Origin of the sequence: Bradyrhizobium sp. SZCCT0153, assembly GCF_018129995.1 — a bacterium.
In the GTDB taxonomy this organism is placed as follows: Bacteria; Pseudomonadota; Alphaproteobacteria; order Rhizobiales; family Xanthobacteraceae; genus Bradyrhizobium; species Bradyrhizobium japonicum_G.
This window is the reverse complement of record NZ_JAFCKS010000001.1, coordinates 1,550,969-1,577,967: the sequence shown is the minus strand read 5'-3', so window position 1 is coordinate 1,577,967 and position 26,999 is coordinate 1,550,969. Positions and strand designations below refer to the sequence as shown.

30 protein-coding genes and 1 pseudogene are annotated in these 26,999 nt (G+C 64.9%); 16 read left to right on the top strand and 15 right to left on the bottom strand.

Annotated features, from left to right (window positions below):
* Positions 1–403 precede the first annotated feature (403 nt).
* The gene (locus JQ572_RS07615; protein WP_211382320.1) at positions 404–1,552 is read left to right on the top strand and encodes a M20 family metallopeptidase; all 1,149 of its coding nucleotides are present in this window, start codon (positions 404–406) and stop codon (positions 1,550–1,552) included.
* Between the two features lie 104 nt (positions 1,553–1,656).
* Here JQ572_RS07615 and JQ572_RS07610 read toward each other — a convergent pair whose 3' ends face one another.
* The 4 genes and pseudogenes from JQ572_RS07610 to JQ572_RS07600 form a co-directional block, all read right to left on the bottom strand.
* The gene (locus JQ572_RS07610) at positions 1,657–1,812 is read right to left on the bottom strand and encodes a hypothetical protein (RefSeq protein WP_211382319.1); all 156 of its coding nucleotides are present in this window, start codon (positions 1,810–1,812) and stop codon (positions 1,657–1,659) included.
* Positions 1,813–1,897: 85 nt separating this feature from the next.
* Positions 1,898–2,482 (bottom strand): flavin reductase family protein, encoded by a 585-nt coding sequence (locus JQ572_RS07605; protein ID WP_211382318.1) that lies wholly within the window; start codon positions 2,480–2,482, stop codon positions 1,898–1,900.
* Positions 2,483–2,513: 31 nt separating this feature from the next.
* Positions 2,514–2,642, bottom strand: a pseudogene (locus JQ572_RS35010) (ABC transporter ATP-binding protein); the annotation flags it as partial.
* A gap of 164 nt (positions 2,643–2,806) precedes the next feature.
* The gene (locus JQ572_RS07600; protein ID WP_211382317.1) at positions 2,807–3,973 is read right to left on the bottom strand and encodes a cytochrome P450; all 1,167 of its coding nucleotides are present in this window, start codon (positions 3,971–3,973) and stop codon (positions 2,807–2,809) included.
* 281 nt (positions 3,974–4,254) lie between these two features.
* On the opposite strand from JQ572_RS07600, the gene JQ572_RS07595 reads away from it, so the two are divergent.
* Complete coding sequence (locus JQ572_RS07595) at positions 4,255–4,851, top strand: Crp/Fnr family transcriptional regulator (protein WP_211382316.1); 597 nt, start codon at positions 4,255–4,257, stop codon at positions 4,849–4,851.
* An 84-nt stretch (positions 4,852–4,935) separates the two neighbouring features.
* The gene (locus tag JQ572_RS07590; RefSeq protein ID WP_211382315.1) at positions 4,936–5,589 is read left to right on the top strand and encodes a hypothetical protein; all 654 of its coding nucleotides are present in this window, start codon (positions 4,936–4,938) and stop codon (positions 5,587–5,589) included.
* A gap of 227 nt (positions 5,590–5,816) precedes the next feature.
* Here JQ572_RS07590 and JQ572_RS07585 read toward each other — a convergent pair whose 3' ends face one another.
* The 3 genes from JQ572_RS07585 to JQ572_RS07575 form a co-directional block, all read right to left on the bottom strand.
* Positions 5,817–6,599, bottom strand: coding sequence for a helix-turn-helix domain-containing protein (locus JQ572_RS07585; protein ID WP_211382314.1), 783 nt, complete (start codon positions 6,597–6,599; stop codon positions 5,817–5,819).
* Positions 6,600–6,715: 116 nt separating this feature from the next.
* A complete protein-coding gene (locus JQ572_RS07580) occupies positions 6,716–7,075 on the bottom strand; it encodes a DUF2200 domain-containing protein (RefSeq protein ID WP_211382313.1) in 360 nt (119 codons plus the stop codon).
* A gap of 13 nt (positions 7,076–7,088) precedes the next feature.
* Positions 7,089–8,294 carry an LLM class flavin-dependent oxidoreductase gene (locus JQ572_RS07575; protein WP_211382312.1) on the bottom strand — a complete coding sequence of 402 codons (1,206 nt, stop codon included), beginning with the start codon at positions 8,292–8,294 and terminating at the stop codon, positions 7,089–7,091.
* A gap of 280 nt (positions 8,295–8,574) precedes the next feature.
* Between JQ572_RS07575 and napE the strand changes: the two genes are divergently transcribed.
* From napE to JQ572_RS07545, 6 genes are all read left to right on the top strand, one after another.
* A complete protein-coding gene (gene napE / locus JQ572_RS07570) occupies positions 8,575–8,760 on the top strand; it encodes a periplasmic nitrate reductase, NapE protein (RefSeq protein WP_038932394.1) in 186 nt (61 codons plus the stop codon).
* Between the two features lie 27 nt (positions 8,761–8,787).
* Positions 8,788–9,102 carry a chaperone NapD gene (locus tag JQ572_RS07565; RefSeq protein ID WP_211382311.1) on the top strand — a complete coding sequence of 105 codons (315 nt, stop codon included), beginning with the start codon at positions 8,788–8,790 and terminating at the stop codon, positions 9,100–9,102.
* Positions 9,103–9,118: 16 nt separating this feature from the next.
* The gene (gene napA / locus JQ572_RS07560; protein WP_211382310.1) at positions 9,119–11,632 is read left to right on the top strand and encodes a nitrate reductase catalytic subunit NapA; all 2,514 of its coding nucleotides are present in this window, start codon (positions 9,119–9,121) and stop codon (positions 11,630–11,632) included.
* Positions 11,629–12,099: a nitrate reductase cytochrome c-type subunit gene (locus JQ572_RS07555; RefSeq protein ID WP_211382309.1), complete on the top strand. Its 471-nt coding sequence runs from the start codon at positions 11,629–11,631 to the stop codon at positions 12,097–12,099. The genes napA and JQ572_RS07555 overlap by 4 nt, the downstream gene beginning before the upstream one ends.
* Positions 12,096–12,737: a NapC/NirT family cytochrome c gene (locus JQ572_RS07550; protein WP_211382308.1), complete on the top strand. Its 642-nt coding sequence runs from the start codon at positions 12,096–12,098 to the stop codon at positions 12,735–12,737. The genes JQ572_RS07555 and JQ572_RS07550 overlap by 4 nt, the downstream gene beginning before the upstream one ends.
* A 267-nt stretch (positions 12,738–13,004) precedes the next feature.
* Entirely contained in the window at positions 13,005–14,120 is a 1,116-nt protein-coding gene (locus JQ572_RS07545; RefSeq protein WP_211382307.1) for an ATP-dependent DNA helicase, read from the top strand.
* Positions 14,121–14,207: 87 nt separating this feature from the next.
* Here the strand turns inward: JQ572_RS07545 and JQ572_RS07540 are convergent, their stop codons facing one another.
* Positions 14,208–15,905, bottom strand: a complete 1,698-nt coding sequence (locus JQ572_RS07540; protein WP_211382306.1) for a caspase family protein — start codon at positions 15,903–15,905, stop codon at positions 14,208–14,210.
* Between the two features lie 246 nt (positions 15,906–16,151).
* Here JQ572_RS07540 and msrA point away from each other — a divergent pair, with 246 nt between their 5' ends.
* The 4 genes from msrA to JQ572_RS07520 all read left to right on the top strand — a co-directional run bounded on the left by msrA (position 16,152) and on the right by JQ572_RS07520 (position 18,118).
* Entirely contained in the window at positions 16,152–16,862 is a 711-nt protein-coding gene (gene msrA, locus JQ572_RS07535; RefSeq protein WP_211382305.1) for a peptide-methionine (S)-S-oxide reductase MsrA, read from the top strand.
* Positions 16,863–16,920: 58 nt separating this feature from the next.
* On the top strand, positions 16,921–17,340 hold the full coding sequence (gene msrB / locus JQ572_RS07530) for a peptide-methionine (R)-S-oxide reductase MsrB (RefSeq protein ID WP_211382304.1): 420 nt from the start codon (positions 16,921–16,923) through the stop codon (positions 17,338–17,340).
* Positions 17,341–17,448: 108 nt separating this feature from the next.
* Positions 17,449–17,613, top strand: coding sequence for a DUF3309 family protein (locus JQ572_RS07525; RefSeq protein ID WP_211382303.1), 165 nt, complete (start codon positions 17,449–17,451; stop codon positions 17,611–17,613).
* Positions 17,614–17,827: 214 nt separating this feature from the next.
* Positions 17,828–18,118, top strand: coding sequence for a hypothetical protein (locus JQ572_RS07520; RefSeq protein ID WP_211382302.1), 291 nt, complete (start codon positions 17,828–17,830; stop codon positions 18,116–18,118).
* Between the two features lie 94 nt (positions 18,119–18,212).
* Here JQ572_RS07520 and JQ572_RS07515 read toward each other — a convergent pair whose 3' ends face one another.
* Both JQ572_RS07515 and JQ572_RS07510 read right to left on the bottom strand, forming a co-directional pair.
* A complete protein-coding gene (locus JQ572_RS07515) occupies positions 18,213–18,755 on the bottom strand; it encodes a DUF4112 domain-containing protein (protein ID WP_211382301.1) in 543 nt (180 codons plus the stop codon).
* A 60-nt stretch (positions 18,756–18,815) separates the two neighbouring features.
* Positions 18,816–19,241: a DUF5413 family protein gene (locus tag JQ572_RS07510; protein ID WP_211382300.1), complete on the bottom strand. Its 426-nt coding sequence runs from the start codon at positions 19,239–19,241 to the stop codon at positions 18,816–18,818.
* A gap of 146 nt (positions 19,242–19,387) precedes the next feature.
* Between JQ572_RS07510 and JQ572_RS07505 the strand changes: the two genes are divergently transcribed.
* The 3 genes from JQ572_RS07505 (at position 19,388) to JQ572_RS07495 (ending at position 20,435) form a co-directional block, all read left to right on the top strand.
* A complete protein-coding gene (locus tag JQ572_RS07505; RefSeq protein ID WP_211382299.1) occupies positions 19,388–19,630 on the top strand; it encodes a hypothetical protein in 243 nt (80 codons plus the stop codon).
* Positions 19,631–19,667: 37 nt separating this feature from the next.
* Positions 19,668–19,898 (top strand): hypothetical protein, encoded by a 231-nt coding sequence (locus JQ572_RS07500; protein WP_211382298.1) that lies wholly within the window; start codon positions 19,668–19,670, stop codon positions 19,896–19,898.
* Positions 19,899–20,159: 261 nt separating this feature from the next.
* Entirely contained in the window at positions 20,160–20,435 is a 276-nt protein-coding gene (locus JQ572_RS07495) for a hypothetical protein (protein WP_211382297.1), read from the top strand.
* A gap of 74 nt (positions 20,436–20,509) precedes the next feature.
* Here the strand turns inward: JQ572_RS07495 and JQ572_RS07490 are convergent, their stop codons facing one another.
* From JQ572_RS07490 to JQ572_RS07470, 5 genes are all read right to left on the bottom strand, one after another.
* On the bottom strand, positions 20,510–22,126 hold the full coding sequence (locus tag JQ572_RS07490; protein WP_211382296.1) for a hypothetical protein: 1,617 nt from the start codon (positions 22,124–22,126) through the stop codon (positions 20,510–20,512).
* Positions 22,127–22,162: 36 nt separating this feature from the next.
* Complete coding sequence (locus tag JQ572_RS07485; RefSeq protein WP_211382295.1) at positions 22,163–23,455, bottom strand: adenylosuccinate synthase; 1,293 nt, start codon at positions 23,453–23,455, stop codon at positions 22,163–22,165.
* A gap of 198 nt (positions 23,456–23,653) precedes the next feature.
* Positions 23,654–24,337 carry an ABC transporter ATP-binding protein gene (locus JQ572_RS07480; protein WP_211382294.1) on the bottom strand — a complete coding sequence of 228 codons (684 nt, stop codon included), beginning with the start codon at positions 24,335–24,337 and terminating at the stop codon, positions 23,654–23,656.
* Complete coding sequence (locus JQ572_RS07475; RefSeq protein WP_211382293.1) at positions 24,330–25,556, bottom strand: ABC transporter permease; 1,227 nt, start codon at positions 25,554–25,556, stop codon at positions 24,330–24,332. Before JQ572_RS07475 ends, JQ572_RS07480 begins: the two co-directional genes overlap by 8 nt.
* Entirely contained in the window at positions 25,553–26,821 is a 1,269-nt protein-coding gene (locus JQ572_RS07470; protein ID WP_211382292.1) for an efflux RND transporter periplasmic adaptor subunit, read from the bottom strand. Before JQ572_RS07470 ends, JQ572_RS07475 begins: the two co-directional genes overlap by 4 nt.
* Positions 26,822–26,999 lie beyond the last annotated feature (178 nt).

The following is a 26,999-nucleotide window of genomic DNA, read 5'->3' as shown; positions in this document are numbered from 1 at the left end:
GGACCCATCAGGAGCGCCGCTATTCTGCCGGCCGGGAGCAATCTGCTTCTCGGCGGTCCGGCCGCGGGGCGCCGAGTGAAGTAGTTCACAATCGAAGTACCGCACGATCGCAAGCGTCCTCGATCGGCGCGACGTGATGTCGGCCAAAGCCTCATGCCTCGCGAGACGTCCTTCACATCGAAAGGGCATGCCATGAAGAACTCGTCGTGGACCATCTTCATCGGCGCGCTGACCGTCGCAACGCAGCTTTGCGGTGTGGAAGCGATGGCGGAGCCAAACCGATAAGGTTGTGCATCGCTCGATCCGGCTACTGGGGCGAACACATGGCGGCACCGCATCCGGCGACTAGGTCGCACCGGCGCAAGGCTCTATAACCCCGCGTGAGAACCATGCGAGGATATACATGTCTGAAGCTCAAATCACGGATTGGCTGGCGTCGCAGCGGCAGGCGATGATCGATCTCTTGCGCGATGTCGTGAACATCGATTCCGGATCCTATGACAAGGAAGGCGTCGATGCGGTCGGAGCGCGGTTCGAGCGGCATTTTTCCGAGCACGGCATTCCGTTCCGGCGCGAAAGCCACGCCACATTCGGCGATGCGATCCATGCCGATGTCGCCAAACCCGGCAGCAACGAGAAGCCGGTGCTGTTGATGGGCCATCGCGACACCGTGTTCGGCAAGGGCGAGGCCGGGCGGCGTCCGTTCACGATCCAAGGCACCCGCGCCTATGGTCCCGGCGTTGCCGACATGAAGTCCGGCGTCGTGATGAACATCTTCGTTGCCACCGCCTTCCATAAATTCGGCGGCAGCCCGCATCCGATCAAGGTGCTGATCACCTCGGACGAGGAGATTGGCTCGCCCTCGTCCCGCCCCGTGATCGAGCGCGAGGGACGCGCCGCGCGCGCCGTGTTCAACTCCGAGCCGGGCCGCCCCACCGGCAACATCGTCACCGGCCGCAAGGGCGGCATCTTCATGCATCTTGCCATCACCGGCAAAGCCGCGCATTCCGGCGCCAATTTCGCCGCCGGCGTCAGCGCCATCGGCGAGCTCGCGCACAAGATCGTGCAGATCCATGCACTGACCGATCTCGACAAGGGCATCACGCTCAATGTCGGCCTCGTCTCGGGCGGCCAGTCCGTCAACACGACCGCACCCTACGCAGAGGGGCAGATCGACATGCGCTATGTCGATCCTTCAGACCGGGCCACGGTGATGGCCGCGATCGAGACGATCGTCGCGACCTCCCACGTGCCGGGCACCAGCGCGGCGCTGACGATCAAGGGCGAGTTCGTGCCGGTGGTGCAGAGCGAAGCCTCGAAGGCGCTGTTCGAAGGCTATCAGGCGGCGGCAAGGCAGGCCGGCCTCACCACGCTGCAGGGCGAGTTCTCCGGCGGCTGCGCCGATTCCGGCTTCACCGCCGCGGTCGGCACGCCGACCATCTGCGGCCTCGGCCCGGTCGGCGGGCTCGCGCACACGCCGGAGGAATATCTCGAGCTCGACAGCATCGTGCCGCGCGCGCAGGCGCTCGCGCTGGCGATTCTGCGGGGGTGAATGACGGTGCCGTAGCTATTGCAAGGGTGGGCAAAGCGGAGCGTGCCCACCAACTTCTCGCGGCGCAGGTGCGCCTATGCCCACCCTGCGAGACCCGCCGAGTTCTACGAATAGCTCGGCGCGTCCGGCTTGCGGAAGATGTGGATGGGGTCGCCGGGAACGATCGGCTCGCCGCGGAAGGTCGCATAGGCAAACAGCGCGAGATACGCGATCGCCAGCGCGCCGATGGCGTAGAAGGCGAGGATCGCGACGCGCTTCATGGTTCCGCTCCATGGCCGTCCCGGATGGAAGGCTCAGCGCGCTTCTAGAGCGATGAGGGAAAAAAGGCCAGCCTGGGGGCGGCGATCAAACGCCGCGCCGGCCGCGCGCGGGAACGCTGACGTCGGCTAGCGTGGCCGCGTCTTCTTCGTCCGGGTCGACCGCCACATACTGGCCGTGCCAATAGGCCAACGCGGCATTGCGGGTCGAATTCCTGACGTCCCTGACACGGCCGATGAAGATACCGTGCGAATGGCGCTCGACGATCTCCTCGACCTCGCAATCCACGGCGGACAGTGCGCCGACCAGCAGCGGAACACCCGAGACCGCCGTCACCCACCGGCTGCCTGCGAAACGATCAGCGCCCTTCAGCCCGCCCTTTCCGGCGAAGCGCTCGGCAACGTCGAGCTGGTTGGCCGCGAGGATATTCACGCCGAAGGCGCCGTAGCGGCGGATCAGCGGGAAGGACGAGGCATCCCGGTTGATGCTGACCAGCAGTGTCGGCGGATCGACAGACAGCGAGGTCACCGAGGTCACCGTCATGCCGGTAATGTCCTTGCCCCGCCCGGCGGTGATGACACTGACGCCGCCGGTGAGGTGGCGCATGGCGCCGCGGAAATCGGCGGACGAGACGGGGATTTCGGTCATGAGATCGCGAGGCACTACATTCATGGCGTGGTCCCCGAACGGGGGTTCCCCTTATTTAGGTACGATCATCCGCCGACAAAAGGTAGCCCATGATGGAGCCTTCGAGGCCGGCAAGCTCGGCGGAGCCGTGCTCCCGCGGCCGGGCTGCGTTAACCACGACGTCATGGGCGATCCGGCCCTCCTCCCCCGGCCCGGGACTCAAAAAATCCCGAAAACAACCCCATGCACAGTAGCCGGGCCCGCGAAAACAACGACTTACGTATTATCCGAAGTCGATTTGACACGTCGGGCAAAACAGGGGCAAGATGGCATCATGGCGGCGTTCGGGATGGGCCGGGCCTTGCCGGACTAATGCAGCCATTTCACCGGCAGATTTTGCAGCCCGCGGAACGCCCAGCCGCCGAGCCGCACCGGCTCGTCATCGGCAATCTCGAGCTGCCTGGCACGCGCGAACACGGTCGGCAGCGCGACGTCGGCGATCATCGCGCGGGAGGCCCAGGCGCCGGCGCAGAAATGCGGTCCGGCGCCGAAGGCGACGCTTTTCGACGTGTCTCGTCTCACATCAAATTGGTCGGCGCGCTCAAAATGCTTCTCGTCGCGATTGGCCGAACCGAACATCAGGAACACGCGCTCGTCGGTTTCGAAGTCGACGTCGCGGATCGACCACGGCTTTGCGATGCGCCGCGGCGACATGCCGATCGGCGAGATCCAGCGGGCATATTCCTCGAACGCCTGCAACCACGACACCTCGCCGCTGCGCACGAGATCGAGCTGCGCGGGATGGGCCAGCAGCGCCCATACCGTGCCGGCGATCGCCTTGCGCGGCTCGTTCTGGCCGCCGGAAATCGCAAGCTTGACGTTGGCGCGCACGCTCTCCATCGGCATGCCGGAGGCGAGCAGCACGCCGAGAATGCTCTGGTCAGGATTCTTCGTGATCACCGGCAGGATGTCGTCGATCGCCGCATCGATACCCGACGTCGCCGCATGGCAGCGCGCCTCGACGGCGGGATCGCCGGCGTAGTTGGCGATGCCCTCGATCATGCCCTGCGACCACGCATCCATGTCCTGGAAGCCGATGTTGGTAAGGCCGGTGATCGACTTCAGGCATTCACCGGAGAACGGCAGCGCGAAGTCGCGCATGAAATCGATCCGCCCCGGTTCGATACTGTCGATGATGCGGTCGGCATGGGCCTGGAACTGCGCGGTCCAGTGCGCCTTCACCGTCTTCGGCGACACCGTCGGAAACATCGCGCGGCGCTCGACCTGATGCGCCTCGCCGTCCTTGCGCATCATGTTGTGGCCCATCAGCCGGTTCATCAGGCCCGCGGGCTGGTGCGAGGAAAACACGTCGATCTGCTTCTCCGAGATCGAGATATCGTCGCGGCTGGTCAAAAGCGTCGAGCCGAGCTGCGGCACGAAAACGATCGGTGCCTCCTTCCGCATCCGCGCAAGCATCGGATAGGGATCGGCCCAGAACGCGGCCGGGTCGATGTCGATGCGTGGCGCGGTGCTCAAGGCAGCCTCCCTGGATTCTCGTGTTTTCCAGGCCAGACTAGCGAAATCGAAGGCCGGCGTCTGTCCCTAGGGATAGGGACGGACGGCGTCGGGCGTGTCGTCACGAGCCGGATAACAGGCAGTCGCGATAGCGAGTTCAGCATGGCCACCAACCCCGGACATCGGCAAACGCATAAGCGAACGAAGGGCCGACTACGGACATTTGCCGCGCGTTGGTCTAGGGTTCGTCGGTGCTCCCAGAAGCAATATTAGATAGGTGACGAGGCCACGAGGCGACCAATATGGCGGACTGGCTCTCACGGAATGTTCGGATTGCTGGAGTTGAGCGCGCGCTCAAGGCCGGAGAAGTTCTATTTCGCTCGGAGCAGCGGACTGTCGGGCTCTACGAGGTGATCACCGGCAAGTTGCGGCTGGTTCGCGTGGACCGCGCGGGGCGCGAGGCGCTGCTTCATGTTGCCGTGGCTGGTGAAACCCTCGCTGAAGCCTCGCTTTTCGCGCCAGCCTATCACTGCGATGCGATTGCGACGACCAACGCCGTCGTTCGCCTTTATCCCAAGGCGATAGTGCTGACCGAATTCGAGCGCAACCCGGAAACCGCACAAGCCTTCATGGCGATGCTCGCTCGCCAGGTCATGAAGCTGCGTACGCGCGTTGAACAGCGAAACATTCACTCGGCCCGTGATCGTGTCCGGCACTATCTGGCTCTCAATACCGGGGCCGACGGACGCAATGTCAAGCTGACCGGCACTCTCAAAGACCTGGCGGGCGAGCTCGGCCTTACCCACGAGGCGTTATACCGAACACTGGCCGACATGGCGGCCGCCGGCGAAATCGAAAGACTTAAGGGAAAAATCAGGCTGTCGAAGCCATTGGCGTGATCAAGATATGATCGTGATCATATGCGGATGCGGCCTCAATGGCATATTCAGGCAACAAGGGCGCGCACAGGAATGAGGTCGATCATGTCATGGTCATGGAAGTCCGGCCTTGCCGGCGTCGCGATTGTTGCCGCGACTGCGTACGCAGCAGCTCAGATGCCCAACCACACCCGTATGCATGAGCAGATGAATTCGGGAAGTCCTGATCAGCAGCATCCCATGATGCAGCAGGGTGGCCCGATGATGCACGACATGCAAAATGGGATGCATCGGCACGGCATGACGGGAACGACCGGTCAGCCGATCATGCCCGGGCAAGAAGCGTTCGGTACGATCCAGGAAGTCGTAAGTATCCTCGATGCCGATCCGACGACCGACTGGTCGAAAGTGAACATCTCGGCGCTACGTGAGCACCTGATCGATATGGACGAGGTTACGATGCGCGCGACGGCTGCGCAGCGCAATCTTGATGACGGCGTTGAGATCGCCGTGACCGGAGAGGGCCGCACACTTGATGCGATCAAGCGTATGGTCCCCGCGCATACACACGAACTCAGCCAGCTTGGCTGGAACGCCAAAACGGAAGACTTGCCCAACGGGGTCAAGCTCATCGTCACAAGCACGGACGCCAGGCAAGTCGTCAAGCTCAAGGCGCTGGGCTTCATGGGGATCATGGTGCAGGGCGCACACCACCAGCGGCACCATCTGATGATGGCGAAGAGCGAGTTCGCCCACTAAAGCGCGATGAGATTGGGATGAATCGTCATCGCGCTTCAGGTTCTTGTTTGAGCATGTTCTTTTCGGAAAACCGCTTCGCACTTTTCCGGATCATGCTCTAGCCAAGACGCCTCATGCGGTTCACGCTGGCGACATCCGCGCCAGCGTGTTCAGCTCTGTTTTGTGGCTTCTCAAAAGCGCCTCAGCCTGCCGACCATGTGCTGAATTCGGATGGGAAGGTCCAATCCTCAGTTCAGGCTGCGCGGCCCGGCGAGCAGTTGCAGCACGATCGCGAACAGCTCGCTCTGCGAGGAGATGCCGAGCCGTTCATAGGCGCGCTTGCGATAGGTCAGCGTCGAATGCAGGCTGATGCCGAGCGCCTGCGAGATCGCCTCCGAGCTGAAGCCTTCGAGGATGCGCCGGCAGACCTCGCGTTCGCGCGGCGTGAGACCGGAAAGCGGCGCGCGCGTTGCGAATAAAGCGGCGAGCGATTGCTCGGGCGTTGCCTTCTCCTGAAAATGACGCGCGATGCTCGCCGCGATCGCCGGTGCGATCGTCTCCAGCCGCTGGCGCTGCGCGACGCTGAAGCGGCCCTGCGCGGCGATACGGTAGAAATTGACGTAGAAGCAAGTGTCGCCAGTCCAGATCGCAGCCGCGCATTTGTCGACGATGCCGGAATCGTGGAAGAATATCTTTCGATAACGGGCGCCGTACATGCGCGGTGCGAACGCCGGCAGCATGATCGGCGCGCCGCCTTCGCCTTCGAACAGCGCATCGCGGTTGGGATCGGATTCGTGAAATTGCCCGGCATAGGCGGCGCCGAGATCCCCGCCGATCGGGATGTTGCCGGCATCGAGCAGGCAGTGTGCGGCGCCGGCCCGGCTCAGCGCGAACACCATGCAATGGCCGACATCGGCCTGCCGGCGCAGCGTATCGATCAGCACGTTTGGGAAATCGGGGCGGCCGATGGCGAGGACCGCGGAGGCGACATCGCCGGCCGCCGGATTTGCAGGCGCTCCGTGAGGGCGCATCGTTCTCTCCCTGTCGCGTTTGCCTAGGGTTTATCAGCGATGGCTGCGCGGAGGAAGGCGGGGTCGTCGGGTATCTCCCGCAACGCCGCCGAACGAGGTGGACGAAGGCTGGCGGCTCAGGAACCACTTTTCCGCAAGATCTTGTCCATTGCTTTTCCCTTGGCCAGCTCGTCGATCAGCTTATCCAAATAGCGGATCTCCTGCATCGTCGGTTCTTTGACATCCTCGACCCGGACGCCGCAAACCACGCCTTTGATCAGGGCTCGCGACGGATTGATGTTGGGGGCCTTCGCAAAGAAGGTTTCAAAGTCCGTCTTCTCTTTCAATTGAGCTTCCAGCTCCTTCTGACCATAGCCTGTCAACCAGGAGATGACCTGATCGACCTCTGCCTTGGTCCGTCCCTTCTTCTCTGCCTTCGCAACGTACAGCGGGTACACGCTTGCGAAGCTCGTCGTATAAATCCGGTGTTTTGCCACGATCAGCGGTCCCCTACCCCACCGCAGCCTTCGCCGGCGCGACGTTGATGGCGAGCTTGCCGTAGCGGTCCGAAAAAGCCTCGGTGTCGATCTCTTCCAGCTTGATCTCGCCGCTCATCACGCCCTGCTTCCAGACAGCCTGTGCCGGATCGTTCTGGAACTCCGGCATCACCTCGCGGCCGAACAGCTCCAGCGATTCGCAGATGTGCTCGTGGCTGTTCTTGCCCGCTTGATTCAGCAGGATGACCTGGTCGATGTGCGAGGACTGGAAGCGCTTCAGCTTCCTGCGGATCGTCTCGGGCGAGCCGATCAGGCCGCCGCGCAGCGCGGCCTCCTGCGCTTCCGGATTGTCGCGCTTCCACTTGTTGTACTCGTCCCACATGTTGACGGCGTAGGGCGCGGGACGCTGGCGGTTCTGCGAGGCGCCGTAGAAGCGCAGCGCGAACTGGAAGAAGGTGGCGCCGTCGGCACGCGCACGCGCCTCCTCGTCGGTCTTCGCGCACATGAAGAACGACACCAGCGCCATGTTCGGGTTGATCTCGTAGTCGGCGAGTTTCTGCAGCCGCTTGGTCATCGCGTTGTAATAGGCATGCACCCAGGCGTGCGCGGCATCCGCGCTGACGAACTGGAAGCCGAGCGCGCCAAAGCCGTGGCGGCCCGCGCGCTCGATGGTCGGCAGCTGCGAGCACGCCATCCACAGCGGCGGATGCGGCTTCTGCACCGGCTTGGGCACGACGTTGCGCAGGGGGATGTCGAAATACTTGCCGTGATGCTCGGAGCCGGCGTCCTTGAACATCGGGAAGATCGCGGCCACGGCCTCCTCGAACACCTCCTTCTTGGTTTCCATGTCGCGGCCGAACGGCGTCAGCTCGGTGATCGAGGCGCTCTCGCCCATGCCGAATTCGCAGCGGCCGTTGGACAAGAGGTCGAGCACTGCGACACGCTCGGCAACGCGCGCCGGATGGTTGGTGGTGAGCTGAAGGATGCCGTGGCCGAGCCTGATGTTTTTGGTGCGCTGGCTCGCGGCGGCGAGGAACGATTCGGGTGACGGCGAGTGCGAATATTCCTCGAGAAAGTGATGCTCGACCACCCAGGCGTGGTCGTAGCCGAGCTTGTCGGCGAGTTCCATCTGCGAGAGCGCGTTCTGGTAGAGATTCAGCTCGTCGCCGGCCACCCAGGGCCGTGGCAGTTGCAGCTCGTAGAAGATGCCGAACTTCATGACGCCGTCTCTCCCAAGTTTCTTGCCCGCTTATTTTTTGTTGCAGGCATCTTAATGAGCGGGGCGGCGCTGTCTACGGAGCAGCAATTCCGCCGCGCGGGAGAACGATTCTTCGCGCCCACGTGGCAGTCCGGCGCTGCCCAGGAAGCCGGGCTGCGACATTCCGGCGACCTCGCAGATTGATCCAGATCAACGCGACAGCGGCTTGGCTGCATCTAAAATGCAGCAAGGTAACGGCCCGGATGCCGTCCCAATCCCCACATTTCAGACGAGACCGGATATGTCGGCCCCTGACGACGCGACATCGCGCGTGCGCCGTAAGCGCATGGAGATTTTCGCTTTCCTGTTCCTGACCGCGGTCGTGATGCCCGTCCTCGCGGTCGGAACGGTCGGCTCATACGGTCTCGGCGTCTGGATCTACCAGATGTTCGCCGGCCCTCCCGGCCCGCCGCCTTCCCCGCATTGATCATCCGAACAGCGAAAGACAGGCATCATGGCCCAAACCGCATACAACCGCCGTGCATTGATCACCGGCCGGGTGCTCGGCGCCGACCGCGTCGTCGCGCCTCCCGGCTGCGAGATCGCCAGCATCATCGTGCAGGCCCGCCCGGAGCGTCTCGCCGATCTGGAAGCCGCGATCACCGCCCTTCCCGGCTGCGAGATCCACGGCCGCGATCCACGCGGCAAGCTCGTCGTGGTGACCGAGGCGCCGGATTCCGGCAGCCTCGGCACCCTGCTCAACACCATCCAGTCGCTGCCCGACGTCTACTCCGCGGCGCTCGTCTTCCACGCCATCGAAACCGCCTGAGCAAGGAAGAGCCATCATGACATCACCAAAGCTCGACCGCCGCCAGATGCTGAAGCTGGAGGCCGCCGCGATCGCGGCCGCCGCCGCGGGCATGCCAGTCCCGGCGCTCGCCGCGAACCTCGTCACTGATCGCGACGTCGCCGAACTGAAATGGGACAAGGCCGCCTGCCGCTTCTGCGGCACCGGCTGCTCGGTGATGGTCGCGACCAAGGACAACCGCGTCGTCGCCACCCACGGCGACACCAAGGCCGAGGTCAACCGCGGCCTCAACTGCGTCAAGGGCTACTTCCTCTCCAAGATCATGTACGGCCACGACCGCCTGACGCAGCCGATGCTGCGCAAGACGAACGGCAAGTACGACAAGAACGGCGAATTCACGCCCATCAGCTGGACCGAAGCCTTCGACATCATGGAGGTGAAGTGGAAGGAGGCGATCAAGAAGCGCGGGCCGAACGGCGTCGCCATGTTCGGCTCCGGTCAGTGGACGGTCTGGGAGGGCTATGCGGCCGTGAAGCTGTTCAAGGCCGGCTTCCGCACCAACAACATCGACCCCAATGCGCGCCACTGCATGGCCTCCGCCGTCGCCGGCATGATGCGCACCTTCGGCATCGACGAGCCGGCCGGCTGCTATGACGACATCGAGGCCACCGACGCCTTCGTGCTGTGGGGCTCCAACATGGCGGAGATGCATCCGATCCTGTGGACGCGCCTCGCCGACCGCCGGCTGTCCGCGCCGCATGTCCGCGTCGCCGTGCTCTCGACCTTCGAGCACCGCTCGTTCGACCTCGCCGACATCGGCATGATCTTCAAGCCGCAGACCGATCTCTATCTGCTGAACGCGATCGCCAACCACATCATCAAGACCGGCCGGGTCAACAAGGACTTCGTTGCCGCGCATACCATCTTCAGGCGCGGCCAGACCGACATCGGTTATGGCTTGAGGCCCGAGCATCCGCTGCAGAAGAAGGCGACAGGCGCGGCCAAGGCCAACGATTCCACCGAGATGAGCTACGACGAGTACGCAAAGTTCGTGTCGGAGTACTCGCTGGAGAAGGCGGCCGAAATGTCCGGCGTGCCGCTGAACCGGCTGGAGGCGCTCGCCGAGCTCTATGCCGACCCCAAGACCAAGGTGGTCTCGTTCTGGACCATGGGATTCAACCAGCACACCCGCGGCGTCTGGTGCAACAACCTCGTCTACAACATCCACCTTCTGACCGGAAAGATCTCCTCGCCCGGCAACAGCCCGTTCTCGCTGACCGGCCAGCCTTCGGCCTGCGGCACCGCGCGCGAGGTCGGCACCTTCTCGCACCGCCTGCCGGCGGACATGGTCGTGACCAACAAGGAGCACCGCACCAAGGCCGAGCAGATCTGGCTGCTCCCGGAGGGCACCATTCCCGACAAGCCCGGCGCCCACGCCGTGCTGCAAAGCCGGATGCTGAAGGACGGCCTGATCAACGCCTATTGGGTCCAGGTCAACAACAACCTCCAGGCCGGTCCCAACGCCAACGAGGAGACCTACCCGGGCTTCCGCAACCCCGACAATTTCATCGTGGTCTCGGATGCCTATCCGTCGGTCACCGCGCTCGCGGCCGACCTGATCCTGCCGACCGCGATGTGGGTGGAGAAGGAAGGCGCCTATGGCAATGCCGAGCGGCGTACGCAGTTCTGGCATCAGCTCGTCGCTGCCCCGGGCGAGTCGAAGTCCGATCTCTGGCAGCTCATGGAATTCTCCAAGCGCTTCAAGATCGAGGAGGTCTGGCCCGAGGAGCTGATCGCCAAGAAGCCGGACGTACGCGGCAAGACGCTGTTCGACGTGCTCTACAAGAACGGTCAGGTCGACAAGTTCCCGGTCTCCGACATCGAGCAGGGTTATCTCAACGACGAGTCCAAGGCGTTCGGCTTCTACGTCCACAAGGGCCTGTTCGAGGAATACGCCGCCTTCGGCCGCGGCCACGGCCACGACCTCGCGCCGTTCGACACCTATCACCGCGAACGCGGGCTGCGCTGGCCTGTCGTCAACGGCCAGGAAACCAAATGGCGTTTCCGCGAAGGCAGCGACCCCTATGTCAAGCAAGGCACCGACGTGCAGTTCTACGGCTATCCCGACGGCAAGGCGCGCATCTTCGCCCTGCCCTACGAGCCGGCGGCGGAATCGCCCGACAACGAATATCCGTTCTGGCTCTCGACCGGCCGCGTGCTCGAGCACTGGCATTCCGGCACCATGACGCGCCGGGTGCCCGAGCTCTACAAGGCCTTCCCCGAGGCCGTGTGCTTCATGCATCCCGACGACGCGCAGGAAGCGAAGATCCGCCGCGGCGACGAGGTGAAGGTGGTCTCCCGCCGCGGCTTCATCCGCGTCCGGGTCGAGACGCGCGGCCGCGACCGGCCGCCGCGCGGGCTGGTGTTCGTGCCGTGGTTCGACGAATCCAAGCTGATCAACAAGGTGACGCTCGACGCCACCGATCCGATCTCGCTGCAAACCGACTACAAGAAATGCGCCGTGCGCATCGAGCGGGTGAACCTGTCATGATGAAACGATTTGCAATCGCCCTGCTCGCGGTCGCGGTCGCCGCAGGCGCGAGCTCGCTGACCGCGCAGACGGTGACATCGGGCCTGCGCGGTCCGACCCCGCTCAATGAAGAGGGTCCGGCGCCTCCGATGCTGCCGAACCGAAACACGTCCGAGCGAGAGGTTCGCAACTATCCGGAGCAGCCGCCGGTGATCCCGCATACGATCGACGGCTACCAGATCGACCTCAACGGCAACAAATGCCTGTCCTGCCACGCGCGGGCACGGATCGCCGAATCGCAGGCGCCGATGGTCTCGATCACGCATTTCATGGACCGCGACGGCCAGTTCCTGGCCTCGATCTCGCCGCGCCGCTTCTTCTGCACGGAATGCCACGTGCCGCAGAACACCGCCACGCCGCCCGTCAGCAACGATTTTACGGATATCGACACCTTGCTGTCGCGTGCAAGTCCGGGTGGCCGGCGATGACGACGACTGCTGACGAGCCAAAAGCCAAGCGCGGCTTCATCCCGCGCTGCCGGGATTTCGCGCTGGAGCTCTGGCAGGTGCTGATCCGGCCGAGCTCGGTGTTCGGGCTCGGCGTGCTGGTGCTGGCGGGCTTTGCGGCCGGCGTGATCTTCTGGGGCGGCTTCAACACCGCGCTGGAATTGACCAATACCGAGAAGTTCTGCACCGGCTGCCACGAGATGAAGGACAACGTCTTCGCCGAGCTGAAGTCGACCATCCACTTCTCCAACCGCTCCGGCGTGCGCGCGACCTGCCCGGACTGCCACGTGCCGCACAACTGGACCGACAAGATCGCGCGCAAGATGCAGGCCTCCAAGGAGGTCTGGGGCAAGCTTTTCGGCACGATCGACACCCGCGAGAAATTCCAGGACCACCGACTCGAGCTCGCCGCGCATGAATGGGCGCGCTTCAAAGCCAACGATTCGCTGGAATGCCGCAACTGCCACAGCGCCGATTCCATGGACATCACCAAGCAGTCGCCGCGGGCCTCGGTGGCGCACCAGCGCTTCCTGTTCACCAAGGAAAAGACCTGCATCGACTGCCACAAGGGCATCGCCCACCATCTGCCCGACATGCGCGGCGTTCCCGGCTGGCAGTAGGGGCGATCCGTTGAGCGCGCGCCTCGTCCTTCGAGACGACCGCTTTGCGGTCTGCTCTGGATGAGGCTAGGCGGCACCTCGCCTGCCGAAACTGCCGCCGCGCACTCCGCCCTCATCCTGAGGGCCCGCAAAAAGGCGGGCGTCTCGAAGGATGGGCCGCGAACAACGGCCTTGAAATGCGATGGCCCCGCGCTTGAACCAGCGGGGCGAATGGTTAGTTTTGGGGATGGCGAATCGCTCCGTTTCGCCCCCCTCCTCAAGACAGACATGGCCACTTTCACCCCGCATCAGGACGCCGCGCTCAAGGCCGTTGGCGACTGGCTCAAGGCAAAACCGGGCCGGGCCGGCACGCCGCCGGTGTTCCGGCTGTTCGGCTTTGCCGGCACCGGCAAGACCACGCTGGCGCGGCACATTGCCGAGGGCGTCGACGGCGAGGTGAAATTCGCCGCCTTCACCGGCAAGGCGGCGCTCGTCATGCGCAACAAGGGCTGCGACGAGGCCTCCACCATCCACTCCCTGATCTACCGCGCCCGTGAATCCGGCGAGGAGCAGCCGAGCTTCGAGCTGTGGGACGACGCGCCGGCATCCAAAGCCAAGCTGATCGTGATCGACGAATGCTCGATGGTCGACGCCGAACTCGGCCGCGACCTGATGTCGTTCGACTGCCCGCTGCTGGTGCTGGGCGATCCCGCCCAGCTGCCGCCGATCCAGGGCGGCGGCTTCTTCACCAACACCGAGCCCGACGCGATGCTGACCGAGGTGCACCGCCAGGCCCAGGACGATCCGATCGTGCGGATGTCGATGGACGTCCGCGAAGGGCGCGAGCTCGACATCGGCCGCTATGGCGAGAGCGAGGTGGTGTCGCGCAAGGAGCTCGATCCCGATCGCGTCATGGGCGCCGACCAGGTCCTGGTCGGCCGCAACAACACAAGGCGCGCGTACAACATGCGGGTGCGTCAGCGGCAGAACATCGAGGACGTCTTCCCGGTCGCCGGCGACAAGCTGGTGTGCCTGCGCAACAACCGCAAGAAGGGCCTGTTCAACGGCGGCCTGTGGCGCGTGAAATCGCGCAACACCTCGCGCTCGAAATCGCGCATCCTCAGCATGCGGCTGTCACCCGACGAGGATCTCGGGCACAAGGTGACGAAGGTCTCGGTGCGTGCCGACTGCTTCGAAGGCGGCGTCGAGGCGATCGCCTGGGAGCAGCGCAAGCCCTATGACGAGTTCGACTACGGCTACGTCCTGACCGTGCACAAATCGCAGGGCTCGCAATGGGACGACGTCGTGCTGTTCGACGAGAGCTTTGCGTTCCAGGAGTCGAGGGCGCGGTGGCTGTACACCGGCATCACGCGGGCGGCGAAAAGGCTGAGCATCGTGGTGTGACACGCCGGTGGCGCAGGGTGGGCAAATGCGCAAGGCACCGTGCCCACCCTTTTTGAGACGCACGGCTTTCGCATCCCGACGCAGCCCTCACTTCCCCGCGACGAAATAGAAATCCTCGCGCCCCGGCGGCGAGCCGTAGGTGAACGGCTGCTGGCCGTGCCTGGTCGCGGCCCAGACGTCGTCGCGAACGATGTCGAACAGTTTTCTGATCTCGACGCGGGGCTCCTTGACGTCGCGGGCGAGCGCGGTGGCGAAGGGACTGTTGGCGCTGCCGTCGCCGTCCATCGCAGTCTCGCCGTGCTTGGCGGCGTAGACCACCATGAAGCCCGCGCCGGGCTCGATGTTGGAAAAGCCCTTGTCGACCAGCTTCAGCGACAGCGTGCGCTGCATGGTCGGCGCGAACGGATTGTCGCGGCAGGCGTCCAGCACCACGAGGCGGACTTTTCGCGCGGCACCGACGGCCGCGATCACCTGCTCCAGCGCCACGGCTTCGGTCTCGGCGTCCTTGTCGGCCGAAAGCTTGGCGTCGACCGGCACCAGATAGTTGACGCCGCCGATCTCGAAACCGTGTCCGGCATAGTAGACCATGGCCCAATCCGCCTTCTCCGCTTCCGCCGCAAAGGCCTGCAAGGCCTGGAAGAACTTGTCGCGGGTCAGGTCGCTGGTCGACATCACGGTCTGGAAGCCGAGATCGTGCAGCACGCTCGCGATCAGTTTCGAATCGCGCGGCGGATTGGGCAGCGCATGGACGTTCTTGTAGGCGCCGTTGCCGATCACCAGCGCCACGCGGCGCCCGGTGGACCCGGCCGGCGCCTGCGGCGTCAGCGCGGCGAGCCGCTCCTGCGCCCTGGCGCGTGCGCGCGCGACGTCGAGCTCGTCGAACTTCGTCAGCGAATAGGCCGCGGCGCGATAGTCGGCGCGCGCCTGGCCGAGATCGTGCTTGCGCTCGTAGATCTGGCCGCGGCCGGAATGGGCGCGCACACTGTTCGGGTTGAGCTGAATGACCGTGTTGTAGTCCTTCAACGCGGCATCGAAGTCACCCTTCATGAGGTTGACTTCGCCCCGATTGTTGAGCGCGTACTGGTTCTTCGGCTGCTTCTGGATCAAGCCGTCGCAGTCGGCGAAGGCCTGATCGAACCTGCCCATCATGCCGTAGGTGATGCAGCGGTTGCCGGCGATCTGCGGCGCGTTCGGATCGATCCTTTCGGCTTCTGCAAAATCCGCGATCGCGCCGTCATAGTCCTTCATCAGGGTGCGCACGCGGGCGCGGTTGGTCCAGCCGAGCAGGAATTTTGGCGCGTACCTGATCGACAGGTTGAAATCGTCGAGTGCGCTTTGCAGCGCGTTCCTGCGCAGATGAATGACGCCGCGGTTGTTGTAGGGGACACCGTAGGTCGGGCGCTTCTGGAGCGCGAGGTTGTAGTCCGCCATCGCGAGGTCGTCCTGGCCGGTCCGCTCATAGGCGAGGCCGCGCAGGTTGACCGTCACGACATTGTCGGGATCGAGGTCGACGGCCATGGACAGGGTCTCGATCGCGTGGACGTAGTCGCGCTTGTTGATCAGCGTATTGCCGCGCACGGAGAGCGCGATGCCCTTGTCCTTGCCGGTGACTCGGTCGGCGTTGAGCAGGTTGTCGCAGGCCGTCGCGCGGGCCTTGGTCTCCGCCTGGCGGTCATGGCAGGTGGCGAGGTCGTCGCCGGCTTGCGGATCGGCGGCCGCGATCGGGCTCCAGGCGGCCAGCATGGCGAACATGACGACGAGGGTCAGGGATACGACGCGCAGCATGTTTCTCGGACCAGCTCCAGCCATCACATTTCTAGGTCGATCATCGATCGCGCCGGTTCATCTAGCGCGGAGTTCCCCGCCTCGCAAAGCCGCGCTGTCCTGAGCGGCCTTCTTCACGGACCCGTGTCCGTCAGGCCGTAACAATGGCCCGGCCGGCCCGTATCTCAGATGTCTGAAAATGCCGGGCAGGCTGTTCGCCCGGCTCCAACCGCCTTAGACTGCAGGCCTTCCGAAAGAGGATCCACCATGCGCCGCCCCGCCCTCCTGTCCTTGCTCGCCGCCGCCGCAACCACAGCTTTGGCGCTGGCTTACACCATGCCGTCCCGGGCCGCAGAGGATGCGGTCGTGATCCCGGCTCCCGCCGTGGATTCAGCACCCGCAACCGGAATCCAGACTGCCGTGATCGCCGGCGGCTGCTTCTGGGGCGTGCAGGGCGTGTTCCAGCACGCCGCCGGGGTCGTCAACGCGGTCTCCGGTTATGCCGGCGGCACCAAGGCGACCGCCGATTACCAGACCGTTTCGAGCGGCCGGACCGGCCACGCCGAGTCGGTCGAGATCAAGTACGACCCGAAGAAGATCAGTTACGGAAAGATCCTCCAGATCTACTTCTCGGTGGCGCACGACCCGACCCAGCTCAACCGCCAGGGCCCCGATAGCGGCACGCAATATCGCTCGGCGATCTTCACCACCTCCGACGAGCAGAAGAAGGTGGCCGAGGCCTATATCGCCCAGCTCAACGGCGCCAAGGTCTTCGGCAAGCCGATCGTGACCAAGGTCGGGGCGCTCGAGGCGTTCTATCCGGCGGAGGCCTATCACCAGGACTATCTGACGCTGCACCCGAACCAGCCCTACATCGCCTATAACGACCTCCCGAAGGTCGAGAACTTGAAAAAGCTGTTCGCGGATAACTACATCGAGAAGCCGACGCTGGTGAGCGCCAGCAAGGCCACCAACTGATCGCAAGATCACTGAACAAGATCACTGAAAACGAGATCACCGAAAAAACGGGAGACCCATGCCCGACACCAGGACGAAACCCACGGACGACAAGGTCCTCAAGAGCGAAGAGCAGTGGCGGCAGGAATTGTCGCCGATGCAGTATGCCGTGCTGCGCGAGAAGGCGACCGAGCGTCCCTTCTCCGGCGAGTACGAGCATGACCACCGTGCCGGCACCTATGTCTGCGCCGGCTGCGGCAACGTGCTGTTCGAGTCCGATGCCAAGTTCGATTCCGGCTGCGGCTGGCCGAGCTTCACCCAGCCCGCCGTCGAGAGCCATGTCGACGAGGAGCGGGACGTCAGCCACGGCATGATCCGCACCGAGGTGCTGTGCTCCAAGTGCAGCGGCCATCTCGGCCACGTCTTCCCTGACGGTCCCGGGCCGACCGGCCTGCGCTACTGCATCAACTCGGCGGCGTTGAAGCTCGAGCCGAAATAAACGCTGCGCGGCGCCGGGTTCCGCCATGGAACCCGGCGCCGCGATGTGCTTTCCTTCTGTGGCGGTGCGGCCGATCATCGCGGTGCTGCGGCCGCGAAGGAGGATGCCATGTCGCTCGGGACCATCCTGATCATCCTGGTGATCATTTATCTTCTGGGCGGCATGTCCGGCCGGGTCGGCGGCTATGGCTATGGCATGGGCCATTCCGGCATGGGGATCGGCGGCCTCGTGCTGGTGGTGCTGGTCGTCCTGCTGCTGCTCGGCAAGTTGTAAACCAAATAAGACATTGAATTTACTTGGTTTATTTCTCTTGCGGGGCTGCCATGCGCGGATTCATCATCTCCCATCGCGGGGGTCGCAATTTTGTCAAATCGGCCTATATTAGAGGGCGAAAATGACATGAGCGGCGGGCCCACCCGATCGTGGCCGCAGCCCGTCAAAACCCCACGCGCTTAAAGCCCCAGACAAGATCACGAGGTCTTTGACCATGCGTCCACTGCGTCCGTTCAACTTCAACACCTCCGCCGAACTCTTCCCCGCCGCGATCCGCAAGAAGAAGCGCGCAGGCTTCACCTATCGCCGGTTCGGCACCGCGGCCGAGGCCGTGCAGTTCGCGATGGAGCAGTTGCCGACGGATTCGCTGAACGGCGCCTATCTGCAGGTCGAGGAAGCGCGCTTCGACCAGAACGGCATCCGCTCGCTGTATGAGAGCGAAGCCTTCCCGCTGCCCCGCCGCCCCAAGCCGGTGGAAGCGACCACCGACGCCGACGCGGCGTAAGTTTTCGCAAGCCTTAAGTTTCGCAAGCATTGCGATGTGCGTTGAAAGCGCGATGTCCGAAGGGCCGTCGCGCTTTTCGCGTTTCCGGGGGAGCTCAGATCCGCGGCTGCTTGTCGAGCCAGCGCCGGAGTAGCCGCACGTTGCGCATGTTGGCGCGGAACATGACGTCGAAGGCATCGCCCGCGAGCGGGACCATGCCGACCACGCCGTCGACGGCCACGTTGCCGAGCATGCGCGCGGTGATGTACCAGGGCGCACCCAGGGCGCGGGCCTCGCGAACCAGCCACAGCGAGATCGCGGTGGTGATGATGTCGCCGACGACGGGGATCAGCCCGATCAGCCCGTCGATGCCGTAGCGGATGTTGGTGCCGGGCAGGATGAAGGCGACGTCGAGCAGCTTTGCGATCGCCTCGAGCCGCGCGATCCGCTGCTCGCGCGTCAGATTGCCGAACGGGCTCCCTTGACCGAATTCGAAGCGAAATTCGCGGAAACCCTGCTCCAGCGTTTCGGGCCGGATCTCGTGGCCCTCCTGATCGATGATCGGCCCGCGCGCTCCGGTGCGCGCAGAAGACGCGCGCGAGCCGCCTCCCGAAGGAGGCCTGCGCGGAGCAAGAATGTCGTCGTCGGGCATGGTCATCGCCTGGAGGAAACGCCGATAGGCCGCCGAGGTTGCAGTGTGCGGGCGAACGTCGCGCGCTCAGGTCGGCGCGGCCACCGGCTGCGGCTCCTCGACATATCGATGGACGAGCCAGGATGAAATCACGGCCGGCACGAAGCCGACGAGGCCGTACAGGATGAACTGCACGGCGCCCGAATCCGGTCCGCGCGAGCTGTAGGTCAGCGAGGCCAGGACGAAGGCGAACAGGCCGACCAGCAGCATCCGCAGCACAGGGCCGATCCGGCGAATGTGCACCAGGATGTCGTCGACCGCGCCGATCATCAGCGACGGCAGGAAGCCGAACAGATAGCTGTACTGCAGGGATTTGAAGAACACGGCGAACAGCTTGCCGACCTCGGCGAGATTGGTCTGGGCCCAATAGCCGGATTGATAGGTCGTCGTCAGCAGCAGCAGAAACCCGCCCACGAACGGGCCCACCATTGCAAACACCAGATAGCGTTTCATCGAGCACCCTCACCTTTCCCCAGTGTTATAGCAGCGCCGCGGGAACCTTGAATAGCGGGGACGCGCTCTGCCCCCGGGGGAACAAGCGGCAAGGCGACGAGTTCAGACAGGACCTGAATATCCATTTTGTCAGATTGGAGCCGCCGATGGCCTGCAAATTTCTCCTGGCGACGATCGCGTTGGCAGCCCTGAGCGGCCTGTCGGACGCGCCTGCTCTCGCACAAGGCCATATGGGCTCGCCGCAGGAACAGCAGGCCTGTTCGCGGGACGCTTCGCGGTTCTGCCGCAAGGACCTCGGCAATGACGGCGCGGTGCAGGGCTGTCTGCAGGCCAACCGGGCCAAACTGTCGAAGTCGTGCAGCAAGGTGTTCCAGAGTTACGGCATGTGAGGACCGGAACCATTCCCGGTGAACGGAGAGTGAATCCATGTTGCGCGACGAACAGCTTTCGATCCTCAGGGACATCAGCCAATCGGTCGCCTTCGCCGACGATCGGCAAGGCAAGGTGGGACAATTGATCGCCGACGGCTATGTGACGAAGGACGGCGACCTGTTCGAGCTCACGGCCAAGGGCGTGACGGCGGTCGAGGAGCATCCCGCGGCGCTTGGCGCGAGCGACGCCGAACAAGCGAGCGTATCCTCCGATCGTTTGACCTGATCGCGCGCGCCCGCATTGTGCGTGACGTGCGCGCAACAATCGGGAAATCCTTTTGGCTTGCCATTGCAGCTGCGTGACAATGGCGCATACTTCGCTCGGGCGGCGCAGCACTTTTCGATTCGAACATCACGAGAGATCGAGCGACCACATGCGGGATTAATGTTCCCGGCGTGAAGGCTGTAACATGCGGCAGATCAAGCCGCGTGCGGCGCCCCAAAAACCAAGTGGCTCAAGCCCACGGAACTCGGGGACGCATTCCGCATGACACGCTACCAGACAATCGCAACTCTCTTCGCCGTCGCCACCGCCGCCATCACCCTCCAGACATCACCCGGCCAGGCCTTCTCGTCCGAAGCGCAGCAGATGTGCTCGGGCGACGCGATGCGGCTGTGCTCCAGCGAGATCCCCGACATCCCGAGGATCCGGTCGTGCATGGTGCAGAAAAAGGCGCAGGTCAGCCCCGGCTGCCGCGCCGTGATGGACCGTGAGCACGCAGCCGCAGCAACATCGCGCAAGCGGGAAGCGGCTGCACAATAGGCGCGGTTCAATTTCGGTTGGATCGTCGAGAGGTCAGTTCACCTCTCCGGAAGGAGAGGTGAACATCAGCTACCCTAGTCGCCCCACTGCGCGAACGCGTCGTTGAAGGCGCGCTCGCCGGGAGCGCCCTTCTCGATGGCGATGATGGCGCGGCGCTGGTTGGCGTAGACCAGGGGCACGTCGAACCAGGAGCGCTCCTTCAGGAGCTGAACGTTGCGGCTGCGGTCGGCGTCGACATTGGAGAGGCCGACCAGGAAGAAGCCGTCGGTGACCTTGACCGCGAGCCCTGCGAGCGGGGTGCCGCGGGCCTGCTCGTTCGACTTCATCAGGATGCCCGGCACGTTGGAGACGCTGCCGCCCGGAAAATCCTGCGGCAGGATGAAGGTCAGCTCCGCGGTGTGGCTCGCCGGGAGCGACGAATCGGTGTTGCGGCGGAACGACATCGTCATCTTGAACTTTCGGTCGGGAATCTCGATGTCGGCGCGCACGGCGACGTCGGCCTTCTGGGCGCCCGAGGCCTTGATCGGCTCGAGCCGCCACACCACCGAGCCGACATATTGCTTGCCCTTCGGATCGGACGGATCCTCGTCATAGAGCACGACCTTCTGCGCCACCGGCGCGATCGGCTGGTCGCTGGCCGAAGGCTGGCCGACGCGATCCGGAATCTTCGGCTTGCTCTGCGGCTGGGACGTATCCTTCGGCGCTTCCACGACCTGCGTCGGCGAGGACTTGAGCAGGCCGCTCGCGGTCTGGACCAGCTGCTTGCCCCAGAGGATGCCGGCGCCGACCAGGATCAGCACGATGCCGACGGCGATCGCGCTCTTGAACGGAAACACGGAGCCGGTGCGGGCGCGCTTCTTCTTGGGATCGCGGTCGAGAACCGGAATGTGCGGACGCGGCGGCTGCGACTGCGGCGCGTAGCGCTCGGCCTCCTCGATCGATTCGTCGTAGGAATACGGCGCGTCCACCCCGGCGGCGCGATTCTCCAGGCTCGGCTCGAGCCGGTCGAATTCCGGCGAGGGCGAGGGCACGTTGGCGTAGGTGCGGCGCGCGGCACGGTTGGCCTGCGCGGCGGCACCGCCGAGATCGTTGGCGTCGGCCGTGATGTCGCGGAAGCCGCGCACACCCGGTGCAGGCGGCGGCGCGGATCCCATGTCCGGGGAACGGCGCCCACCGGCGCGATCACGTCCGGCAGGCGCCGGCGGCTCGGGCATCGGCGGCGGGGCCGAAGGACCCGGCTGGCGCGGCGCGTCGAAACGGGGGGCGCGCGGCGGACGCTGGGCATCGCCCTGGTCATCGACGTTGAAGGACGGCCGGTCGGCGCGCGGCGGCGGCGGGGCCGGACGGGCGCGTGGCGGGGCAGCGGTTTGGGCGGCGGGCGAGTTGCCATCGGCGGCGCGGGTGCTGGCACGGCGGAAGGCATCGCCACTGCCGCCGCTGCGCGTGCCGCCACCGGGGCGCGAGGCTTCGCGGGCACGCTGGGCAGCTTCCGATTCGACCTTGCGGACGGCCTCTTCCAGCGACAGCCGTTCGCGGGTGATCTCGGATTCGGAGAGCGGCGGCTGCACGCTGCGCAGCTGTGCGATCAGCGCCGTGCGCGCCCGCTCATAGAGCGCGCGACGGCTTTCGCCGGGAGCGTTGGGGTCCAGGGCGGCAATAGCGCGGGCGATCAGCGGATAATAATCAGCCATTTCAACTCAACTAGCGCACGTCCCGGTAAGATATCGTTAAGCCTCGAACGGATTTTGCACCAGGATAGTATCCTCGCGTTCGGGGCTGGTGGAAAGCAGCGCCACCGGGCAGCCCACCAATTCCTCGATCCGGCGGACATATTTGATGGCCTGGGCCGGCAACTGAGCCCAGGACCTCGCACCCGCGGTCGGCTCCTTCCAGCCCTCGATGGTTTCGTAGATCGGCTCGACCCGGGCCTGGGCCCCCTCGCCGGCCGGGAAATGATCGATCTCCTTGCCGTCGAGCCGATAGCCGGTGCAGACCTCTATCGTGTCAAAGCCGTCGAGGATGTCGAGCTTGGTCAGCGCCAGACCGTTGATGCCGCAGGTCCGGACCGCCTGGCGGACCAGAACCGCATCGAACCAGCCGCAGCGGCGCGGACGCCCGGTATTGGTGCCGAACTCGCGGCCGCGCTCGCCGATCTTGCGGCCGGTCTCGTTGTCCTGCTCGGTCGGGAACGGGCCCTGGCCGACGCGGGTCGTATAGGCCTTGCACAGGCCGAGCACATAGCCGACCGCGCCGGGGCCAAGGCCCGAGCCGGTCGCGGCCTGCGCCGCCACAGTGTTCGACGAGGTGACGTAAGGATAGGTGCCGTGATCGACGTCGAGCAGCGCGCCCTGCGCGCCTTCGAACAGCATGCGCTTGCCTTCGCGGCGCTTGATATCGAGCAGCCGCCACACCGTCTCGGCATAGGGCAGCAATTGCGGCGCGAACGCGGTCAACTCCTTCAGGATCTCCTTGCCGTCGAACTCCGGCAGATTGAGGCCGCGGCGCAAAGCGTTGTGATGCGCCAGCAGCCGGTCGATCTTGTGCGGGAGGGTGTCGAGATCGGCGAGGTCCATCAGGCGAATGGCGCGGCGGCCGACCTTGTCCTCGTAGGCCGGGCCGATGCCGCGGCGGGTGGTGCCGATCGCGGTCGCCGCGTTGGAGGACTCGCGCAAGGCATCGAGTTCACGGTGCAGCGGCAGGATCAGGGTGACGTTCTCGGCGACCCGCAGATTGTCCGGGCTGACCGCGACGCCCTGCGACCGCAGCTTGGTGACCTCGTCGAGGAAGGCGGCGGGATCGAACACGACGCCGTTGCCGATCACCGACAGCTTCTGGTCGCGCAGCACGCCGGACGGCAGCAGCGCGAGCTTGTAGGTCTTGCCGTTGATCACCAGGGTATGGCCGGCGTTATGGCCGCCCTGGAAGCGGACGACGATGTCCGCCTGCTCCGACAACCAGTCGACGATCTTGCCCTTTCCTTCGTCGCCCCACTGGGCGCCGACGACGACAACATTGGCCATTCGCGGGTAATCCCTATGCAATCTGTTAGATGCGCCCAGCCCAATCACGGCCGGGGCCGCTCCAACGCGAGGCAGCCACCCGGATAAAGGATGCGGCCTCTGTAAGCAAGCAAGAACGGGGCTTTTTCGGGGCCCAATGCCCTATCCAAGCCCTTGATATCCCCTAAAAATCCGCTTTGTCAGACGGGCTCTACGACGTTAGGCCCGGATGCGGCCGTCGACCACTTCGATGATGCGGTCGCAGCGCCGGGCCAGATCCATATTATGGGTCACCAGCAGGAAGCTCGTGCCGCTGTCGCGGTTGACCTGCCGCATCAGCTCGAACACGGCATCGGCCGATCTGGTGTCGAGATTGCCGGTCGGCTCGTCCGCCAGAACGAGGTCGGGGCTCATGGCGAGCGCGCGCGCCACTGCCACGCGCTGTTGCTGGCCGCCCGACATGTTGTTGGCGAGGTTGCCGGCGAATTTCTCCAGACCCACTTGCGCCAGCAGCCGGTCCGCCCGCGCCTCGATCTCCGCAGACGGATACCCGCGGTCTGCCAGCATCGGCATCATGACGTTCTCCCGTGCCGTGAAGGCCGAGATCAGCAGGTGGTGCTGGAACACGAAGCCGATGGTGTGGCCGCGCAGATGCGTGACCTCGGTATCGCCGAGGACAGCCGTGTCCTGGCCCTTGATCAGCAGCCGGCCCGAGGTCGGCCGGTCGAGCAGGCCGACGATGTTGAGCAGTGTGCTCTTGCCGGAGCCGGACGGGCCGATCAGCGCCAGGAACTCGCCATGATTGAGTTCGAGGTCGATGTCGTGCAGCACCTCGGTCTCCGTCGGCAGACCGACATTGTAGGCCTTGCACACCCGTTCGAGCTTCAGGATTACGCTAGCCACGGATCGCCACCACCGGATCGAGCTTGGCGGCGCGCACCGCCGGGGCCATCGCGGCCAGCAGGCCCGTGACGGTGGCGAGCAGCGCCGTGTACGCGAACAGGCTTCGCTCCAGGATCAGCGGAAACAATTCGGTGCCGTCGGCCTGGCGCGCGACCGAATGCCAATAGACCAGCGCGAAGGCGCCCATCGCGGCACCGAACAGCGAGCCGACGAAGCCGAGCAGCCCGCCCTGGATCAGGAACACCCGCAGGACCTGGCCGCGTGACGTCCCCATCGCGCGCAGGATACCGATATCCTTGGAGCGCTGGATCACCGAGACGACCAGCACGGCCGCGATGCCGAATGCGACCGAGAGCCCGACAAACAGGCGGATCAGGGTGTTGGTGTTCTGCTGGGCCTGTACTGCGCTGAAGAACTGCGCGTTGGTCTTGATCCAGCTGTCGGCTTCGACCACGTTGGCGGCCTGGATGCGCTGGGCGATGTTCTCGGCCGCGTAGATGTCGTTGACCGTGATGTCGATGGTGGTGATGCCGCCGATCATGCCGAGCAGCGATTGCGCGGTGCGCAGTGCCGCATAGCAGATGCGCTGGTTGGCGCTCTTGTTGCCGAGGTCGACGAGACCGGAGATCGTGAGCACGCGTGTGGCGCCGGACGCGGCGCGAATGTTGAGCTTGTCGCCGACGCTCGCGCCCAGCTCCCTCGCGAGCTCGATGCCGACGATGACGTCCTCGCTGGTCAGGCGGGGCTCGCCGGCGACGATATAGTCGGGCACCTTGACGATCTTGAAGTAGGAGTCCGGCTCGATGCCCGACAGATTCACCGAGCGGCTGGCGTCGCCGCGGATCGCGAGCACCGAGCCGAGAATCGTCGGCGATACCGCGACCACCTCGGGCATCGCCTGCATCTGGTTCCTGATCTTCGGCCATTGATCGATCGAGATCACCCGCTGGCTCGGACGCTGCACCGCCGGATCCTCGATCTCGCCCGGACCGTTGCGCAGCGGGCGCGCGATCTGATCCGGCGCGAGCAGCTGGATCTGCGGCTGCGACGTCAGCACACGTTTGATGAAGTTCGCCTGGAGCCCCGCCAGCATGGCCGACATGAAGACGATGACGCCGACGCCGATCGATATGCCGCCGATGATGAAGATGGTCTGGAGCCGGCCTTCGCGCAGGAAGCGCACCGCCATGGTCCACTCGATCGGCAGCCAATGGTTCATTGCAGGACAGGCCGTACGCGCTGCCCGGTCAGGACGCCGGAACTCTGCGGAATCGCGACGTCGCCGGCGGCGAGGCCGTCGACGATCTCGATATGGCTGTTGCCGTGCAGGCCGATCTTCACCGGGCGCCGGCCGGCGCGACCGTCCTTGATGCCGAGCACCCAGGGGTTGGCCGACAGGACGTCGTGCACCGAGCGCAACGGCAGGATCAGCGCATCGTCCCGGGCGGCGACCTCGATATCGACCGAGACGGTCATGTCCTGGCGCAGATAGTCCGGCGCGTCGGCGACCGTCAGCTTCACCTCGACCGATGCGCGCGAAATGTCGACGCCGGGATTGATGTAGGTGATCACGGCGGCGAAGCGCCGATCCGGATAGGCGTCGGCCGAGGCGATCGCCTTCTGCCCGAGCGCGATCTTGCCGAGATTACGCTCGTCAATCTGCATCACGAGCTGGGCGTCGCCGGCCGGCGCGAGCACGAGGAGCGCCTTGCCGGGCTGCACCACGGTGCCGCGCTCGACGCTGCGCGTGATCAGGACGCCGTCGCGGGGCGCGGCGATCGTCGCGTAGCCGAGGCGGGATTCGGCGGTGTCGAGATTGGCGCGAGCCTGGTTCAGCAGGGTCTGCGCCATCACGTAGTCGCTGCCGCCGGGACTTGCGGTATAGACCTGGAATTCCGCCGAGCGCATCTGGGCGCGGGCGACGTCGAGGGTCTTCTGCGCATCGTCGAGCGCGGCGCGCGTGGCATAGCCGTTGTGTTCGAGCTGCGCGGTACGGTCGTAGGTCTGCTGGGCGTTGCGCAGGGTCGCCTTGGCCTGCGTCAACGCCTCGTTGGCCGAAGGCAACGTCAATTCCTCGAGCTGCCTGATGCGCGCTTCGGCCTGGGCCACCGCGCCTTGCGCCTGCACCACGCTGGCTTTCAGTTCGCGCGCTTCCAGCGAGATCAGGGGCTGGCCCTTGGTGACCTTTTCACCTTGCTGCACCAGCACATCCTGCACCGTGCCGGTGAGCTGGCTGCCGATCTCGACCCGGAACGGCGTCTCGACATGGCCGCTCGCCACCACCGTCTCGACCAGGCGGCCGCTCTTGACCGGATCGACCACGACGGCTGGCCCGAGGACCGCACGCACGCTTTGCCAGGCCGCAAAGCCCAGCAGAACGACGACCGCGAGAATGAACCATTTGTGACCGAGAAATCCCGACCACAACGCCGCGACAGAGAACCGGCTCTTGTGCTGCGGCAGAACCATTGCGTGCTCGACCATGAAACGCCATCCGAATCCCGCCGAACCGGCCGGCGGATTCGTCCTTATCTCGATTTCGATTGTCGCCCTGGCGAAGGCCGGGCTTGATTGCCGGCAAAGCTAGCCCGCCCCCCGGCATCCCAGATTGCGGCAGGTCAACAGGCTACCCCGAATTTCGAGGCATCTGCCTCCAACGAGA

Bases quoted from the DNA above. Each gene is read 5' to 3' on its own strand.
- msrB (WP_211382304.1), top strand. From the start codon at position 16,921: ATGCCCGACACCAGGACGAAACCCACGGACGACAAGGTCCTCAAGAGC.
- JQ572_RS07490 (WP_211382296.1), bottom strand. From the start codon at position 22,126: ATGGCTGATTATTATCCGCTGATCGCCCGCGCTATTGCCGCCCTGGAC.
- JQ572_RS07515 (WP_211382301.1), bottom strand. From the start codon at position 18,755: ATGACCATGCCCGACGACGACATTCTTGCTCCGCGCAGGCCTCCTTCG.
- JQ572_RS07575 (WP_211382312.1), bottom strand. From the start codon at position 8,294: ATGAAGTTCGGCATCTTCTACGAGCTGCAACTGCCACGGCCCTGGGTG.
- JQ572_RS07505 (WP_211382299.1), top strand. From the start codon at position 19,388: ATGGCCTGCAAATTTCTCCTGGCGACGATCGCGTTGGCAGCCCTGAGC.
- JQ572_RS07565 (WP_211382311.1), top strand. From the start codon at position 8,788: ATGGCCCAAACCGCATACAACCGCCGTGCATTGATCACCGGCCGGGTG.
- JQ572_RS07545 (WP_211382307.1), top strand. From the start codon at position 13,005: ATGGCCACTTTCACCCCGCATCAGGACGCCGCGCTCAAGGCCGTTGGC.
- JQ572_RS07605 (WP_211382318.1), bottom strand. From the start codon at position 2,482: ATGAATGTAGTGCCTCGCGATCTCATGACCGAAATCCCCGTCTCGTCC.
- napA (WP_211382310.1), top strand. From the start codon at position 9,119: ATGACATCACCAAAGCTCGACCGCCGCCAGATGCTGAAGCTGGAGGCC.
- JQ572_RS07615 (WP_211382320.1), top strand. From the start codon at position 404: ATGTCTGAAGCTCAAATCACGGATTGGCTGGCGTCGCAGCGGCAGGCG.
- JQ572_RS07585 (WP_211382314.1), bottom strand. From the start codon at position 6,599: ATGCGCCCTCACGGAGCGCCTGCAAATCCGGCGGCCGGCGATGTCGCC.
- JQ572_RS07555 (WP_211382309.1), top strand. From the start codon at position 11,629: ATGATGAAACGATTTGCAATCGCCCTGCTCGCGGTCGCGGTCGCCGCA.
- JQ572_RS07595 (WP_211382316.1), top strand. From the start codon at position 4,255: ATGGCGGACTGGCTCTCACGGAATGTTCGGATTGCTGGAGTTGAGCGC.
- JQ572_RS07485 (WP_211382295.1), bottom strand. From the start codon at position 23,455: ATGGCCAATGTTGTCGTCGTCGGCGCCCAGTGGGGCGACGAAGGAAAG.
- JQ572_RS07470 (WP_211382292.1), bottom strand. From the start codon at position 26,821: ATGGTCGAGCACGCAATGGTTCTGCCGCAGCACAAGAGCCGGTTCTCT.
- JQ572_RS07590 (WP_211382315.1), top strand. From the start codon at position 4,936: ATGTCATGGTCATGGAAGTCCGGCCTTGCCGGCGTCGCGATTGTTGCC.
- JQ572_RS07475 (WP_211382293.1), bottom strand. From the start codon at position 25,556: ATGAACCATTGGCTGCCGATCGAGTGGACCATGGCGGTGCGCTTCCTG.
- JQ572_RS07610 (WP_211382319.1), bottom strand. From the start codon at position 1,812: ATGAAGCGCGTCGCGATCCTCGCCTTCTACGCCATCGGCGCGCTGGCG.
- JQ572_RS07495 (WP_211382297.1), top strand. From the start codon at position 20,160: ATGACACGCTACCAGACAATCGCAACTCTCTTCGCCGTCGCCACCGCC.
- JQ572_RS07540 (WP_211382306.1), bottom strand. From the start codon at position 15,905: ATGCTGCGCGTCGTATCCCTGACCCTCGTCGTCATGTTCGCCATGCTG.
- napE (WP_038932394.1), top strand. From the start codon at position 8,575: ATGTCGGCCCCTGACGACGCGACATCGCGCGTGCGCCGTAAGCGCATG.
- msrA (WP_211382305.1), top strand. From the start codon at position 16,152: ATGCGCCGCCCCGCCCTCCTGTCCTTGCTCGCCGCCGCCGCAACCACA.
- JQ572_RS07500 (WP_211382298.1), top strand. From the start codon at position 19,668: ATGTTGCGCGACGAACAGCTTTCGATCCTCAGGGACATCAGCCAATCG.
- JQ572_RS07525 (WP_211382303.1), top strand. From the start codon at position 17,449: ATGTCGCTCGGGACCATCCTGATCATCCTGGTGATCATTTATCTTCTG.
- JQ572_RS07550 (WP_211382308.1), top strand. From the start codon at position 12,096: ATGACGACGACTGCTGACGAGCCAAAAGCCAAGCGCGGCTTCATCCCG.
- JQ572_RS07510 (WP_211382300.1), bottom strand. From the start codon at position 19,241: ATGAAACGCTATCTGGTGTTTGCAATGGTGGGCCCGTTCGTGGGCGGG.
- JQ572_RS07520 (WP_211382302.1), top strand. From the start codon at position 17,828: ATGCGTCCACTGCGTCCGTTCAACTTCAACACCTCCGCCGAACTCTTC.